10 protein-coding genes are annotated in these 15,389 nt (G+C 56.4%); 3 read left to right on the forward strand and 7 right to left on the reverse strand.

The window, feature by feature from the left end; translation table 11 throughout:
• Nucleotides 1-55 precede the first annotated feature (55 nt).
• The 4 genes from FKG94_RS17975 to FKG94_RS17990 all read right to left on the reverse strand — a co-directional run bounded on the left by FKG94_RS17975 (nucleotide 56) and on the right by FKG94_RS17990 (nucleotide 5,997).
• On the reverse strand, nucleotides 56-1,300 hold the full coding sequence (locus FKG94_RS17975) for a serine hydrolase domain-containing protein (RefSeq protein ID WP_246125251.1): 1,245 nt from the start codon (nucleotides 1,298-1,300) through the stop codon (nucleotides 56-58).
• Between the two features lie 27 nt (nucleotides 1,301-1,327).
• Complete coding sequence (locus tag FKG94_RS17980; protein WP_142905721.1) at nucleotides 1,328-3,760, reverse strand: ABC transporter permease; 2,433 nt, start codon at nucleotides 3,758-3,760, stop codon at nucleotides 1,328-1,330.
• 20 nt (nucleotides 3,761-3,780) lie between these two features.
• Nucleotides 3,781-4,464 (reverse strand): ABC transporter ATP-binding protein, encoded by a 684-nt coding sequence (locus tag FKG94_RS17985; RefSeq protein WP_142905722.1) that lies wholly within the window; start codon nucleotides 4,462-4,464, stop codon nucleotides 3,781-3,783.
• A gap of 222 nt (nucleotides 4,465-4,686) precedes the next feature.
• Nucleotides 4,687-5,997, reverse strand: coding sequence for an efflux RND transporter periplasmic adaptor subunit (locus FKG94_RS17990; protein ID WP_142905723.1), 1,311 nt, complete (start codon nucleotides 5,995-5,997; stop codon nucleotides 4,687-4,689).
• A 283-nt stretch (nucleotides 5,998-6,280) separates the two neighbouring features.
• Between FKG94_RS17990 and FKG94_RS17995 the strand changes: the two genes are divergently transcribed.
• Both FKG94_RS17995 and FKG94_RS18000 read left to right on the forward strand, forming a co-directional pair.
• Nucleotides 6,281-7,711 carry a sigma-54-dependent transcriptional regulator gene (locus FKG94_RS17995; protein ID WP_142905724.1) on the forward strand — a complete coding sequence of 477 codons (1,431 nt, stop codon included), beginning with the start codon at nucleotides 6,281-6,283 and terminating at the stop codon, nucleotides 7,709-7,711.
• On the forward strand, nucleotides 7,701-9,167 hold the full coding sequence (locus FKG94_RS18000) for a sensor histidine kinase (RefSeq protein WP_142905725.1): 1,467 nt from the start codon (nucleotides 7,701-7,703) through the stop codon (nucleotides 9,165-9,167). The genes FKG94_RS17995 and FKG94_RS18000 overlap by 11 nt, the downstream gene beginning before the upstream one ends.
• Nucleotides 9,168-9,302: 135 nt before the next feature.
• Here the strand turns inward: FKG94_RS18000 and FKG94_RS18005 are convergent, their stop codons facing one another.
• From FKG94_RS18005 to FKG94_RS18015, 3 genes are all read right to left on the reverse strand, one after another.
• On the reverse strand, nucleotides 9,303-10,508 hold the full coding sequence (locus tag FKG94_RS18005; protein ID WP_218943572.1) for a Gfo/Idh/MocA family protein: 1,206 nt from the start codon (nucleotides 10,506-10,508) through the stop codon (nucleotides 9,303-9,305).
• A gap of 285 nt (nucleotides 10,509-10,793) precedes the next feature.
• Nucleotides 10,794-12,137: a Gfo/Idh/MocA family protein gene (locus FKG94_RS18010; RefSeq protein ID WP_142905726.1), complete on the reverse strand. Its 1,344-nt coding sequence runs from the start codon at nucleotides 12,135-12,137 to the stop codon at nucleotides 10,794-10,796.
• 26 nt (nucleotides 12,138-12,163) lie between these two features.
• Entirely contained in the window at nucleotides 12,164-13,543 is a 1,380-nt protein-coding gene (locus FKG94_RS18015; RefSeq protein WP_142905727.1) for a 3-keto-disaccharide hydrolase, read from the reverse strand.
• Between the two features lie 361 nt (nucleotides 13,544-13,904).
• Here FKG94_RS18015 and FKG94_RS18020 point away from each other — a divergent pair, with 361 nt between their 5' ends.
• On the forward strand, nucleotides 13,905-15,119 hold the full coding sequence (locus tag FKG94_RS18020; RefSeq protein ID WP_142905728.1) for a mandelate racemase/muconate lactonizing enzyme family protein: 1,215 nt from the start codon (nucleotides 13,905-13,907) through the stop codon (nucleotides 15,117-15,119).
• Nucleotides 15,120-15,389: the final 270 nt, after the last annotated feature.

Genomic DNA, 15,389 nt, shown 5'->3' on the forward strand with positions numbered 1-15,389 from the left:
TAAGTATTAACTATTAGTCAAGACTTGACCCCCTCCCCTCTTTTACATCGGTGCACTAACAGGCGTCATCGCGCCGGAACAGGTCGTGCCTGGGCCAGCTATCGACCGAGCGGACAATTCGCCACATTTCCCGGTTAAAGGCTTCATACAATGCCCTGCCAGCCGGCAATCTGCGATTGAAGTGGGCCGCCCAGGCGATACCGTCGGCGGTTCTCAACATAATCGCCGCCGAGCCGGAGTTTGAGGAGCCGTTGTGATACCAGTGGTGGCCGCTGCGCTTTTTTTGAACCCGCCAACCCAGTCCGTACCAAAAGCCTTCTCTGTCGTGCTCGGGAAAATCCTGCCTTGCCAGCATCCGGCGCACCGTCGCCGCCCGCAAAATAGCCGGTGATCGCTGCCCATCGACATGATTGACGAACCTGACAATATCGACAGTCGAAGCAATCCACGCCCCCGCCGCTCCCCAACCCTCGTGATGGCGACCGGCATAGGGGAAGGGGCCGGGCGGCTCTCCGGCCAACACCGAACGCACCGGCGGTCTCCCCGCCAGGTCATAATAGGTTACTTCATTTACCTTTTTTTGCGATTTCAAGGTCGCGCCAAACTGCATGCAGTGGATACCAACAGGTGCGAGAATAGTCTTCTTGACATAGGCATCAAACGGCATGGACGTCACTTTTTCGACGACCAGCCCCAACAGCGCATAGCCGTAATTTGAATACTTGAAACGTTTGCCGGCAGTATGCAGCAAGGGCCGCGTTTTCATATAACCGACCACATACGCAAAGGGCGGTGGATGGGCGATGGAAAACAGCCGGCTGATATCCCTGGAAACGGGCGGTTGCATCGGCGAGCTGATGCGCCCGGATGCATTATAGATCGCCTGGCCACTCGAATGACGCAGCAGATCCTCAATGGTGATAGCGTCTATTGCGGGGTTGACTGTTGCACCCGCCGGCAGCGGCACCTCACCAACAAGACGATAAACCCGGTCGGACAGCCGCAATCTACCCTGCTCCACCAGCTTTAAAACGGCCACGGCGGCAATCGGTTTTGACACGCTGCCAATGCGGAACAGGTGCTGCGGCCGCATGGCCTCCCTGGCTTCACTATCGGCGTAACCAAAGCCTTTGGCGTATACCAGGCGCCCGTCTTTGGTTACAGCCAGGGTAGCACCCGGTACATCGTGCTCCCGCAACAGCCGGCTCATTAAATCGTCGAGTTGGCGGGGCAAAGACTGCGCTGACAAAGCGGCGGACTGTCCGCAAAGCGAGAGCAATATCAACAAATGCCGAATCATCAATTTCACATATCGCCTCGAATCAGGTTATTCATACCGCAATGAACGCGCCGGTGTCGTCCTGGCTATATTAATAGCATGCCCCGCCACAATAGCCCAGGCCGTCAACACGCCCAGGGCACTGGCGAGGAGTATAACCGGTAGGGTAAAGTCGATGCGCTCCGGAAAGAAGTCGAGATAGATACTGGACGCCAGGTAAGCCAGCGGTGTGGCGACCAAAAGCGACCAGATCACCGGCAGGGAAAACTGCCAGATCAACAACCGTACAATCTGGCTTACACTCGCCCCCATGACCTTGCGAATACCAATTTCCCGGGTGCGGCGCTGTGCCATAAACGCCGCCAGCCCAAATAAGCCGATCAGGGCCAGCGACAGCGCGACACCGGCAAACGCCGCCAACACATTGTTGATGCCCTCGGGGAAGCGAAAGAAAAGATTGAAATAAAAATCCAGGAACGTCCTTTGAATCGGATAATCCCCGACGACCTGATCCCAGACCGCGTCGATATCGCTCAATGTCTGGTTTAAGTCATGGCCGCTCACCCTGAGCGACGCGAAGGAGTAACTATCCGGTTGCATCAGAAATGTCATCGGCGCTATCGCAGAGTGCGCACCGTCGAAATAGTGATCCGGCACCAGGCCGATAACCGTGTACTCAAAGGTTTGTCCGTCTTCGTCATTCGCTAATTTATAAAAAGATTTACCGATAACCTCCCTACCTTCGTCAAAACCCAGCTTTTTCGCAGCCAGCCGATTGACGATGACATTGACCCGTCCGACCTCTTCTCTATATAGGTCGTTGGCAACCGTTTCGTCAAACGGGCGCCCGGCCAACAGCTCAATATCATACGCCGCCATAAAGTCGGTATCGACAGATATGATTTTTGTGTCGAAGCTGAGGGTCTCGTCCCCTGAAACAGGGGTGACCTCCGCCGAGAGGCCGCCGCTGTTGTAGGGCACATCATTGGAAAAAGTCACAGCCTGCACGCCGTCGATTCGACTCAACTCCCGCTGCAGGGTATCGTGTTTGGGTACGACTCCCTCTGTATTGATGCGTTTTAAAATCACAGTCTGGGCTTTGAGAAAGGTGCTGCTGATCTCCTTTATCTTCTCGTTTTGGAAATAGATAATCATCACCATCGCCAGCATAAAGATTGAAATGGCAAACTGTGCAGCGATCATAAAAGCCCGGAACCGATTCCCCCTGCGCCCTTTCATCACGACATTGCGCAAGCCTTCAATGGGGTTCAAGCGGGAAATCAGGAAAGCCGGATAAGCACCCGCAAGCAAGCCTACCAGCAAGGTAACCAGCACCAGCCCGGGCAGAATCCCCAGATAGTCGAGCGCCAGCCCCTTGCCGGCCCAGCCGTTAAACGCCGGCACCAGCAGTTCAATACCGGCGAGTGCAAGCAGCATCGCGAAAGCAGCGAGGCTCAGACTTTCAATCAGAAACTGGCTCAATAGCTGCAAGCGTGTCGCACCCAGCGTTTTTCGCAATCCGACTTCACGACTGCGCCCGAAACTCTGCGCCGTCGCCAGGTTGGTATAGTTGAGACAAGCGACGACCAGAATCAGCAGTCCCAGCAACTGAATCGACTCCAGCACCGGAAAACCAAACGCATCCCATATTTGCGTATTGACCTCAACGAGCGGGCGCACTTTCAAGGCGCTGATAAGCTCATGCTCATCCTCCGGCGCATGGCGTTCAGCGACGGCGTCGACCTGGTTTTGCAGCCACTGCCGATCTCGGTTTTCCGGCAGCAGGATGTAGGTCATGTTGTAGGGAGAAAGCCCTTTCCAGCTTCCCGCCATATCAAACCCCTCGAGGGCAACCAACGCTTGCAGTGACGCGATAGCGGCCAGATCATTGTCGGGGAGAAAAGAGGTGTTGAAATGGCTGTCCAGGGCCACATCCTCGATGACCGCCGCAATATGCATATCGTACTTGTGATTCAGAGAGACCACCTCTCCGAGCACATCGGCATGGCCAAATAATTTTTTGGCGGTCGAGACCGTGACGATAAGGCCGCGGGGATTGTTCACAGCGGTCGAGTCACCGTGCAGATAACGAAAGTCGAAAATATCCGTAAAACCGGCCTCGACAAAGCGAATACCCTGGTAGTAGTGGCTGTTATCGACGGTAACAATGGGGGCCCTGTAAATAGACCGCGCCACGACTTCCGCCTCTTCGATTTCCAGATCAAACAGCGGCCCGTAAGTCGTTTTGACATTCGGGTACTCCAGGATGCCGGTTCCGGCAGCGGGCGCGAAGATGCTGCCGACGATAAACGTGCGATCACGCTCGGAAAACATATTGTCGTGATCTTTCTCATAGTCAATGACCATGGAGCCGAACAGAAAAATCGTCAAGCCCAGCGCCAGCCCCAGGATATTGATAAGCGCATAGAGGCGGTACTTGGCCAAATACCTCAGCGCCAGTTTTATATAGATGGATATCATTCGCTATCTCCTGGACTTCGTCAGCAAGCTGCGCGCAGACTTTCTGTCACTACATGGCCATCAAAAAGATTGATCGTTCGGCGGGCATAATCGGCGTGGGTCGCCGAGTGGGTCACCATCGCAATGGTGGTGCCTTCGTCGTTCAACATCCGCAGCATATCCATCACCTCCTGCCCGTGGGCGCTGTCGAGGTTGCCGGTGGGCTCATCCGCCAGGATCAACGCCTGGTTGCCGACCACCGCCCGGGCCACGGCCACCCGCTGCTGCTGGCCGCCGGAAAGCTGTCCGGGCATATGCCTGGCGCGGTGGGCAATGCCCACCTTATCCATCACCTCGGCGACCCGCTGTTTGCGCCTGCGGCTGCCGACATCGTGATAAAGCAGCGCCAGCTCGATATTTTCCTCGACCGATAAATCATCGATCAGGTTAAAATTTTGAAAGATAAAACCGATATTTTGCTTGCGAATTCGCCCCAGTTCCCTCTCACCAAGTCCGGTGACATCCCGCTCCATAAACTCATAGCGTCCGCTGCTGGTTTCATCCAACAGGCCAATGATATTGAGCAAGGTGGACTTACCACACCCGGATGGCCCCATAATGGCCACAAACTCGCCCGCGTTGATCTCGATATTCACCGCGTTCAAGGCGACGGTTTCAACTTCGTCGGTGCGATAGATTTTGGAAACGTCTTGTAATTTCAACATGGTGTTTTCCCACTGAGTACAATGATTCAAAAGTCGGGATCGACAGCTATTTCATAACGGCCGGGTCATTGTGGTGCCAGTCAATAACTCAGACAGTGTGTTTGTTTTCGTTAAACAAAGATAACCACCCCAATCACACTTCCTTAGGCGTAGGCGTGCCAATTGACCGGTCTGCCGCTGTATAAAATTCACCTTGCCACGCACGCCGTTACGAAATAGCGCTTAATTCCTGTCGAGCTTGAGTCTGTCCATATCCCTGAAGTTGCCATAAGAAGAGACAATGACCTCTTCGCCAGGGTCGAGACCCGCCAATACTTCGATAAACCGATTGTTGCGTCGTCCCAGTTGCAACTGGCGTCGATAGGCTTCGGTCCCCGCGCCGTTAATAACGAATGCCCACCGGCCTCCGGTATCCTGGAAAAACTGGCCATTGGGCACCAGCAGCGCCGGCTCCGAGTCACCCAGGGTCAGTTTCGATTGTATGGACTGCCCGCGACGCAGGTCGGAGGGCGCCGCGCCGACCATCTTCAGGTCTACCTGGAACTGGCCGTTCCTCACATTCGGATAAATCTTCGCAACCCGCAGTTGATACCTGTGCCTGCCGCGCTCAAAGTCGGCCTGCTGGCCCAGATCGATACGATCGAGATAATACTCATCGATATCGGCCACCAGCTTAAAGGTTTCGGGATTGCTGATCTGGCCCAACCGCGAGCCGCGCGGCACATTCTGGCCGACTTCCATATCGAAACCGGAGAGGCGACCCGCCACTGGCGCGCGCACGGTCAGGTCCTGCAAACTGCGGTGAGCGAAAGTCAGGTTCGCTTCCATGGTGGCGGTTTTTTCTTTAAAAAATCGCAATTGTGCCGCCATCAACTTCTCATCGGATGCCTGGCTTTCGAGAGTGACCGCGCGCTTTTCCCGCAAATATTGCAATTCATCCAGCAAATCGTCGTATTCCGATTGCGAAATATGAGCCTTGGCAATCAGTTCTTTTTTGCGTGCCGCGGCGCGCGTCAGGCGGCCGATATTATAGTTTAGCTCCACCAGCGAGTGCTTGTGATCGAGGCGGTTTTGCTCCAGCCGCAGCTCCTGGTCGCGCATGGCGTTGAGCTGTTCCATCACCCGTGATTCGGTGCTCATCACGCTCAGTTGCAGGTCGGCATTGGACAGCCTGAGAATCACCTGGTTGGCCGCGACGGCGGCGCCGTCCTCGACCAGCACCTCTTCCACCCGACCACCCTGGACCGCATCGAGAAAGACGGTTCGCAACGGCGCCACCCGCGCTCGCACCGGAATGTAATCTTCAAAAATACCGCTGGCCGCCGAGGCGATAATCACCCGGTCGCCGGCAATATGCAGCGAGCGTCCGGCAAACCGGTCCGCCGCCACGAAGTAGCCGGCCGCCAGCAGGGCCAGACCGGCGCTGATTTTTATCAGGGTCCTGCCGGGCAACGCGGCTTTGGCGACCGGTCTGTCCATGCCCCCTAAAGGGGGCGGTGGATTGTTTTTATTGGCAGTTAACGTCTGTGCCATCTCGATTACCAAACTTCTATGCTGTCAATTCTCGGGCTCCGTACCTGCCACTCAACTGAGCCCACTAGTTATAGATAGCAAAGCCCAGGCCAAAATATAACTCATTGATATATATATTATTTTTCCATCAAACTTGGAAAACTGTTCATATTCGGACAAAAATAGTGTTCGAGTTCGGACACAGCCTGTACGATAACGAACACTTGATAGCAACGGAAAGCCGGGAGATGGGCAGTCTTGAACCAGAAGAAAGGACAGTCTTGAACCAGGAGGCGCGACAGTCTTGAACAGCGACAAATGCATCCTGATTGTCGATGACGACGAGGATATTCTCACCGCCGGACAACTGCTGCTGAAAAGGCATTTCGGCACAGTCGTGACCTGTAACCGCCCGGAGCATATACCCCAGGCCATGGCCGAGCGCACATTCGATGCCATCCTGCTGGATATGAACTTCTCCCCCGGCGCCAGCAGTGGCGAGCAGGGCTTTGTCTGGCTGCAGAGAATACGGGACATCGACCCCGATGCCGTGGTGGTGGTGATTACCGCCCACGCCGGAGTCGATATAGCGGTCGAGGCGATGAAGCACGGCGCCACCGATTTTATCGCCAAGCCCTGGCATAACGAAAAAGTAGTGGCCACCCTGTCCGCCGCCGTGCAACTGCGCCACAGCCGCTCGGAGGCAAGCCGCTTAAAACGCAGCAATCAACTCTTGGTAGAGGCCGCCGGGGGCGCCGGACAAAACCTGCTCGGCAACTCGCCGGCAATGGCGGCCGTGCACTCGATGATCCGCCGCACCGCGCCCACCGATGCCAATGTGCTGATCCTGGGTGAAAACGGCACCGGTAAAGAACTGGTGGCGCGGGAACTGCATCAACAGAGCCTGCGTCGCGGCAACGTCTTTATGTCCGTCGACCTGGGGTCGGTCTCGGCGACCCTGTTTGAGTCGGAGTTGTTCGGTCACCACAAAGGCGCATTTACCGGTGCCGGCAAGGACCGCATCGGACGCCTGGTGGCGGCCAGCGGCGGCACGCTGTTTCTCGATGAAATCGGCAATATTCCCCTGCACTTGCAGGCCAAACTGTTGACCGTGCTGGAGCAACGCCAGGTGACGCCGCTGGGCAGCAATCAGGCCATCGCTATCGATGTGCGGGTCGTCGCTGCAACCAATCTGTCGCGAGAAGCGCTGAACGACGGGGAAAAGTTCAGGCAGGATCTGCTGTTTCGTTTAAACACCGTAGAAATCACCTTGCCACCGCTGCGGCAGCGGGCGGAGGATATCCCGGAAATCGCCATCCACTATGCCCGGCTCTACGCGCGCAAATACCGCAAACCGGAAAAATCGTTCTCCGCTGCCGCGCTCTCGGCAGCCCGCGCTTATACCTGGCCGGGTAATGTCCGCGCCCTGCGTCACGCGGTGGAGCGGGCGGTTATTCTCTCTGAGGGAAAGCAGTTTGAAACAGCGGATTTGCAACTCGATAGCGTCCCCGCCGGGGGCGAAAGTTTCGCAGGCAATATCGGGCGCGCCGCCGGCAGTGCCGCAACCCATTCGGCAACGGGGCCTGCGGCGGGAGACCTGCATCTGGAAAGTATGGAGAAACGCCTGGTGCAAGCCGCGCTGCAACGCCACAGCTACAATATCAGTAAAGCCGCAAAAGATTTGGGGTTGACCCGGGCAGCCCTGTACAGACGGATGGAAAAGTATGGCTTCTAATCATTTTGCCGTAGCGATGATGGTGCGGGTATCGCTGTTGGCGCTCGCCCTGATGGGCCTGAGCGCGGCCCTTACCCACACCGGCTTCCACGGTATCACCATCTTACTGACCGCCGTTACCGCGGCGCTGCTATATGAACTCTACCGCTTTGTGAGCAAAACCAACACCGAACTGGCGCGGTTCCTGGACGCCGCCCGCCACGGCGATTTCGCCCAGCGCTACCCGCCGGGCAGCAGCGGCGCGGGCTTCGAGCAATTGTCCGCCGTATTCGGCGATATCGTGCAGCGTTTCAAGGCAACCCGGCAACAGCAGGAGGAACAACTGCGACACTTGAAGTCGCTGACCGATCATATACCGGTACCGTTGTTATCGCTCTACCCGGACGGTCGCATTCGGCTGCACAACAATGCTGCCCGGCGCCTGTTCGGCAGTGTGAACGTCAATCGAGTCGAGAAACTGGGGGCTTTCGGCCAGATCTTTGCAGACACTATTCAAAACCTCGAACCCGGCAACCGCAGGCTGGTAAACTTTTCCCACGACGGCATGGAGCGGCAGTTGGCGGTGGTGGCGACACAGATTACCACCGGAAAGATTCGCGAGCACCTGATCAGCATGCAGGACATTCAAAGCGAGTTGGACAGCGTGCAGTTGCAGGCCTGGCAGGACCTGGTGCGGGTCTTGACCCACGAACTGATGAACAGCATTACCCCGGTGGCTTCGCTGGCAAAAACGGCGACCGACCTGGTGGACGACACCCGCCTGAAGTTAAACGCCAACGCCGGTGTCGAGGCGGTGGCGGAGGCACTCGCCGACGTGCGCCGGGCGGTGGACACGGTGGCCCGGCGTGCCGACGGTATGACGCAGTTTGTGCAGAGTTACCGCAGCCTCACGCTGCTGCCGGCACCGCAAAAACAAACGCTGTTACTGGCGGATATATTTCAGCGGGTCGGGGAATTGTTCGCAGTCGACTGGGCGGCCAGGGGTATCGATCTGCAAGTCAGGCTGGAACCGCAGCGACTGCAACTGTTTGCCGACCCCGATTTACTGGAGCAAATGCTGATCAACCTTCTGCAAAATGCCGGGCAGGCGCTGGACGGCGGCGACAAACCCCGGGCGGCGACGCACCCGGCGGCATCATCCTCAGCGGCGTCTCCAGCAACTGTTGTTCATCCAACGCCTGTTCACCCAACTGCTGAACCCCCGCATACCGGCCCCACCGTTACCATGACAGGACGCCTGAATCAGCGCGGTCGAGTGTTACTGGAGGTGGCGGACAACGGCCCCGGTATTCCCGCTGCTATCGTCAACGAGATTTTCGTGCCGTTCTTTACCACTAAACACCAGGGCTCCGGCGTCGGCCTGGCGTTGACACGGCAGATTATGATCGCCCACGGCGGCAGCGTTACGGTACAGACTTCGGATAAGAGTGGGGCCAAATTTACCCTGGTGTTTTGACGGCGTTTTTTTGAAGGCGGCCTGGTATTCTGGACAGTAAATCGTCTCACCCAAAACGAGCCTTGGTGTCCTTAGCCGGCCCGGTCTCAATCCGGGCGCACTGCCCCGCCCCGGGAAAGCCCTCAGCAAGCGTTTTCAACCGGCGAAATTGTACTCGTCTTTCCAGTGCTCGACACGGCCGTTGTCCATGGCATCGAGCGCCATCTGCACCACCACCGAAACCTCGGCGCCCGACTTTACATTGGACTGGGGGTTGGTGCGACTCAGCACGGCTTGTTTAAAATCCAGCATTGCCTGTAAACTCGGTTCTTTGTGTTCTATATCAATCGCCACACCGGCAGGCCCCCAGCCGGATTGAGTCGCGCCGGTTACACCGTCGACAATAGCCTTGTCTTTACTTTTTCCCGCTTCCGAAAATAACCAGGCCTGACCTTTATTGATAACGATGGTGCCTTCTTTCCCCATAATTTTTATTTGGTAACCGTCTTTTCTGTTAGTGGTCAGGCTGCTGTATTTGGCCTTTACACCCGACGGGTACTCAGTGATGACATGCACATTATCATAGGTCTCCCGGCCGTCCTGCCAAAAGTCGATACCGCCAAATCCGGTTACTTTCACCGGGTGAGCACCCAAGACCCAATTGCTGAAATCGATCTGGTGGGAACACAGCTCCGCCATCAGGCCGCCGGAATACTCGCGATACATGCGCCAGTTGATCGACTTTTCCCACTTCGGGTCCGGGACCGGTCGCCGCCAGTCGCCGTTTCTGTTCCACTGGCATTCCAGCGCGGCAACCCTGCCGATTTTTCCCTGCTGTACCAATTCGACGATATGTCGATACAACCTCGAACTGTGGTATTGGTGGCCGGTCTGGAAAACCAGATTCGCATCTTTGACTTTTTTACACAATCTGCCGATATCCCGGTAACCGTAAGCCATTGTCTTTTCGCAATAGACATGTTTACCGGCATCGAGAGCGTCGACAGCGATATCGGCATGGGTGTTAAACGGTGTGGCGACAACAACGGCGTCAACCTGCTTACTGTCGAGCAAAAACCGGTAATCGCTGTATTCCCGGGTCTGCCGGTCCGCGTATTTCATGCCGTTGGCAAGCCGAAACGGCAACGGATCGCAACAGGCCGCCAGCCGGATACCCGGTATCTTTTGAATAATGGAGGCCAGGCCGCCGCCGCGATCGCCGGTGCCGATGATACCGATATTGACGGCCGGCGCCCGCTCACCGGCATGGCCGGGGTAGCTATAACCCGCCAGTGCCACGCCGGTTCCGGCAAGGGCGGCGTCCGTTAGAAACTTCCTTCTCGAAATTGTTTTTCTATTCATCGTAAATGGCTGATCATCTTAAATAGCCGGCACCGCTGGCTGGGAAGAAGGGAACAGGTTGTACCGATGGCGAAAGTGCACCAAATTATAGCGCAGGGGCCGAAGCCCTGTCGATTTTCTCTCTCCGCCTGCTGCCTCTATTTGCGACTGGTTTCTATCGCTCCTCGCTGCCGCGGGTATGCCGGCGTCGCTTTTTGCGACAACTTTTTCCGTGATTCGTCAATGCGAAACCCGGGCGTCCGACCAGGCTGCCGGCCGGACCCGGGCTGCCGGCATACAGATGACTCAAACTTTCATTTCCCAACCCGGCGCGTAGTCCCTGCTCCAGTACTTGCGGGCGCCGCGATCGCGAAGAATGCGACCGTTATCGGTATCCAACATCAGTTTTCTGCCGACTTTCTGCGAGATATTGCCGAGGTGACAGAGCAGGTTGGTAATATGACCATCGCGGATCGGCGAGTTCTGTCGCTCGCCCTGGCGCACGGCATTGACGAAGTTCTGCATATGCAAGTCGGTCAGGAAGCCGCCGCCCACAGTATTGAGGGTGGCGCTCTCGCCTTTTTCTTTGACGTCCTTGATCAGCTTGCCCTCGTTGTCGTATACCTTGTAGCCGTTTCTGTCCAACAGGATAGTGCCCTTGGTGCCGTGTAGAGTGACCCCGCGGCCCCGCTCATGCTGCTTAAACCCGTTGCAGCTTCTGCCTTCCCAGGTAATCATCTTACCGCCTTCAAATTCGTAGTTGACGTTTTGCGTATCGTAGAACTGCCAGTCGTCTTTAAAGTGAAAACGGCCGCCGGAAGAAATAACGGACTTGGGAAACTCAACCCCCAACGCCCAGCGACAGATATCGATCTCGTGGGTGCCGTTGTTGTTGATTTCCCCCGTGCCCCAATTCCAGAACCAATGCCAGTTATAGTGCACGTAATTGTCTTTATAGCCTTCCCTCGGCGCCGGGCCCTGCCACAGATCCCAGTCCAGCCAATCGGGCACGGCGACCGACTTACCCACGCCGATGGATTTCCGGTTGTTGGCATACCAGGCTTTGCCGTAGTAGACATCGCCGATAAGACCGGCCCCGATATCCGCTACCGCCTGGATGGATGTGGGCGCTGAACGCTGCTGGTTGCCCATCTGGATAACGCGCTTGTATTTTTGCTGCGCCTCGACCAATAGCTCTCCCTCTCGCGGGTTATGACTGCAGGGCTTCTCCACATAGACATGCTTGCCGGCCTGCACCCCCATCAGGCTCATAGGCGCGTGCCAGTGTTCCGGGGTGGCGATAAGAATCGCATCGACATCCTTGTTTTCCAGCAGCTTCCTGAAGTCAACGTAGTTGGTGACAGCGTTGGCGGCAGAGCTGCCGAAAGTCTCCTGCACCAGCTTTCCCGCCAGATCAAATTCTCTTTTGTCCACATCACAGACAGCGGTGAGCGCACTATTTTTCGCCGTCGCCAGCGACCTGATCAACGCCTTGCCGCGCCCGTGAACGCCCACCGCCGCGCAGTTGATACGGTCATTGGCACCGAGTATATTGCCGTAGCTTCGGGCAGACGCGGCCCAGTACAGCCCGGCGGTTACGGCGGCGGACTTTTTGACAAAATCCCGCCGCGTATGTTTTTTATCGCTCATAGTCAGACACCTGTGTCGTTTAGAAGTCAAAATTCCCGGATTTTAATACTGCGAAAATGCACGGTGTCACCGTGGTCCTGTAAGAGAATCGGTCCCTCGGGCCAGCGACCAAAATTGGGCCAGTCTTTATACTTGCTGTAATTGACCAGGGCGGCAAACATCTGCGAGTATCGATCGTACTCCACGGCTTTTTCATTGTTCAGCCAGTGCTCCACCTTGCCGTTGCGCGAGACAATCCGGGCCCGGTTCCACTGCCCGATACCTTTGAACATCCTGGATTTGGAAGCGGCTGGATTGGACAGGTTCTGCGCGGCGATAAGGTCGTACAAAGAACCGAGCGTGCGGTTGCCACTGACACCTTGTTTAGCATCGGGATGTCTGGCATCGTCGAGAATTTGAAACTCACAGCCAATCGCCGAGCCGGCGCCTTTGTTCAGTTCGGGATCGACAAAATATTTGATGCCGCTGTTGGCGCCCTCGGTGATTTTAAAATCCAGCTCCAGTTCAAAGTCGCCGAACTGCGCTTCGGTAATAATATCGCCGGGGCCGGTCGCCTCGCCCCCGTCGGTGGCCAGCACCGTCAGCACACCGTCCTTGATGGTCCAGCCCGAACGGGGGAAACGGTCCAACTTGGCGCCGCGCCAGCCTTTCGAGGTTTTGCCGTCCCACAACAAGCGGAAGCCTTTTTTCTGTTCCCAATCGGACAGTCGGTTGGTCAGGTAACTGACTTCCCTGACGTCGGGGGGCACGTCCCACCGCGAGGCTTCCAGGTCCCTGGTCTTGATGCGCAGGTTGCGCCACATAACCTCGGTCCCGACCTGTTCTTTTTGTTTGATACTGTGAACCTGTAAGCCGATAAAACCCCTGGCGGTCATATCGTCCACCAGATTGCTGGTCATCACCCCGTTGACCCAGACCCGGATACTGTCGCCGACCGCCTCGACGTGAAAGCTGTTCCACTGCCCGGTGCGAAAGGCTTTGCGACCCTGCGGGTTGATCGCCAGCGGGTACAACCACTTGCGCCGCCCCTCGTCGTAGATACCGCCGGAGTAGGCGCGGGGACTCGGGTCTATCTCCACCTGGTAGCCGTGAACACGGCCGTTTTGATAGCTCTTTTTACTGAGGCTGCGAATCTGCACGCCGGAGTTCAGGCGGTTGTCGACCTTTACCTCAAACTCCAGAATAAAATCCGAGTAGGTTTTCCTGCTGGTCAAAAATGTATTCGGCGTATCCGCTTTGGAGGTGCCGACAATGGCGTCGCCCTCGATACGGTATTCGGCAGTGCCCCCCAGTTTGGTCCAGTTATCCAGATCCTTGCCGTTAAACAGCAACTCCCAGCTGTCCGCCTGGGCCCAGCCCGCATTGGCGCAGACCAGGAGGAACAAGAACAGTTTCAGTTTATTCATCGTGTTTAAGCCTTAGTTATCGATTTCTAACCGGGTCCGGCCGCCGCTGCCCAAGCCCGCAATGTACACTTTATCTCTCAATTGGCATGACCGATTGCATAATAAATCGTCAGACTGGTCTGGTCAATTATTACAGGCGATATCCGGGAGCAGTCAGCCTGATGACCAGAAGAGTATTAACTATTTGTTTTTTATGGCTTTTCCTGGAAAATCCAGCCCCAACCTATATGACTGCGATAGATAAAGGTGCTAATATCGCTGCAAGTCCGGTCAGGCCAGATTGAGAGACCAGCACCGCCGGGCACCGACCGCGGGGGCCTCCGCGCCCGCCTTACTCGGCACTAGGGGGAGAGCAGACATAATGACAGCGAGACGACAATTTCTCAAAACACTGGGTGCCGCCGGCGCCGCCGCCCTGGTACCGGCCGGTAGCGCCCGGGCACTGGCGGCGACTGACAACCAGCGCGGCGCAGTCAAGGATATACTGAGCTATGTCTCTATCAAGGATGTAGAGGTGTTCCGGCTTAAGTTCGACAAAAAAACGCCGCTGACCTGGAATGCCATCAAAAAATCCGGCGGCACCTACCCCAGCGCCACCTACCTCAAGATAACGACCGACCAGGGTATCGTCGGCTATGCGGGCACTAAGGGCAGCGCCCGCGATGTGGCGTCCTTCGCAAATAAAATCAAAGGTTTAAACCTGCTGAATACCGAGCAGGTTTGGGATCATATGTTCTTTCACAACCGCAAACCGGTTGCCAAAGGCAAAGAGATTCACGCGATCGGCAGTGTCGACCTGGCAGTGTGGGATATTGTCGGCAAGGCCCTTAACCAGCCGGTACACCGGATACTCGGCACCTATACCGAGCAGATTCCCGTCTATGCCGCCGGCGGCTACTACGCCGATGGCAAAGGTATCCGCGATCTGGTCAAGGAGATGGAAGACTATATCGACGAAGGCTACGACACCGTAAAAATGAAAGTCGGCTACCTGACCCCGCGCCGCGATGCCGAGCGGGTCAGGGCGGTGCGTAAAGCGCTGGGTCCCGACACCAAAATTATGATCGATGCCAACAACGGTTACAAAAGTGCTTACGAGGCCATTCGGTTTGGCCGTATGGTAGAGGACCTGGACCTCTACTGGTTTGAAGAACCCGTTATGCCCTATGACTGGAGGGGCAATCACGAAGTCAAAGACCAACTGGATATTCCCATTGTCGCCGGTGAAAACGAGTACACGCGCTTTGGCGCGCTGGACCTGCTAAGCAACGACGCCTGCGACATTATCAATATGGACACGATCAAAGCCGGCGGTATTACTGAAATGCGCAAGATCGCAGCGCTCTGCTCGGCCCATCATGTGCCGGTGGCGCCCCACGGCTTTGCCCATATGAATGTGCATGTGGTGGCGTCGCTGTCGAACGCGTTGATCCTGGAAACCTATCCGAAAAAAGCCCGCGACTTCAACCCCGCGCTGCCGGCCTTTGCCGTTACAAAAGGTAAAATCCAGGCACCGCAGGCGGTGGGACTCGGGATGGAGCCGGCGGCGGATCTGATAAAAAAATATAAAGTTTGATTGGCGGTCGGCACAGAGTGCTTCTTTACGTTTGCTTGTGGTTCCGGTATTTCGAGTCAGGGGAGTGCCACCCGGCACGGGCCGCGCCGGTACAGGGTATTTTTTAGCCTTCCGGTAGGAGAGCCTCTGCAGTCCGGTACTGCTTGCTACTACACTCCCCTTCTGGCACAAGATTCCGGTGTGGGGCTAAAAAACACCCTGCACCACCCCGTCCCTGGTTGGGCAGATGACTGCAAGTTGGGAACCCTCGCGGGACGCCTGCAACTTTGC

Source organism: Exilibacterium tricleocarpae (assembly GCF_007004655.1).
In the GTDB taxonomy this organism is placed as follows: Bacteria; Pseudomonadota; Gammaproteobacteria; order Pseudomonadales; family Cellvibrionaceae; genus Exilibacterium; species Exilibacterium tricleocarpae.

Bases quoted from the DNA above. Each gene is read 5' to 3' on its own strand.
- FKG94_RS17975 (WP_246125251.1), bottom strand. From the start codon at position 1,300: ATGATTCGGCATTTGTTGATATTGCTCTCGCTTTGCGGACAGTCCGCC.
- FKG94_RS17980 (WP_142905721.1), bottom strand. From the start codon at position 3,760: ATGATATCCATCTATATAAAACTGGCGCTGAGGTATTTGGCCAAGTAC.
- FKG94_RS17985 (WP_142905722.1), bottom strand. From the start codon at position 4,464: ATGTTGAAATTACAAGACGTTTCCAAAATCTATCGCACCGACGAAGTT.
- FKG94_RS17990 (WP_142905723.1), bottom strand. From the start codon at position 5,997: ATGGCACAGACGTTAACTGCCAATAAAAACAATCCACCGCCCCCTTTA.
- FKG94_RS18000 (WP_142905725.1), top strand. From the start codon at position 7,701: ATGGCTTCTAATCATTTTGCCGTAGCGATGATGGTGCGGGTATCGCTG.
- FKG94_RS18005 (WP_218943572.1), bottom strand. From the start codon at position 10,508: ATGAATAGAAAAACAATTTCGAGAAGGAAGTTTCTAACGGACGCCGCC.
- FKG94_RS18010 (WP_142905726.1), bottom strand. From the start codon at position 12,137: ATGAGCGATAAAAAACATACGCGGCGGGATTTTGTCAAAAAGTCCGCC.
- FKG94_RS18015 (WP_142905727.1), bottom strand. From the start codon at position 13,543: ATGAATAAACTGAAACTGTTCTTGTTCCTCCTGGTCTGCGCCAATGCG.
- FKG94_RS18020 (WP_142905728.1), top strand. From the start codon at position 13,905: ATGACAGCGAGACGACAATTTCTCAAAACACTGGGTGCCGCCGGCGCC.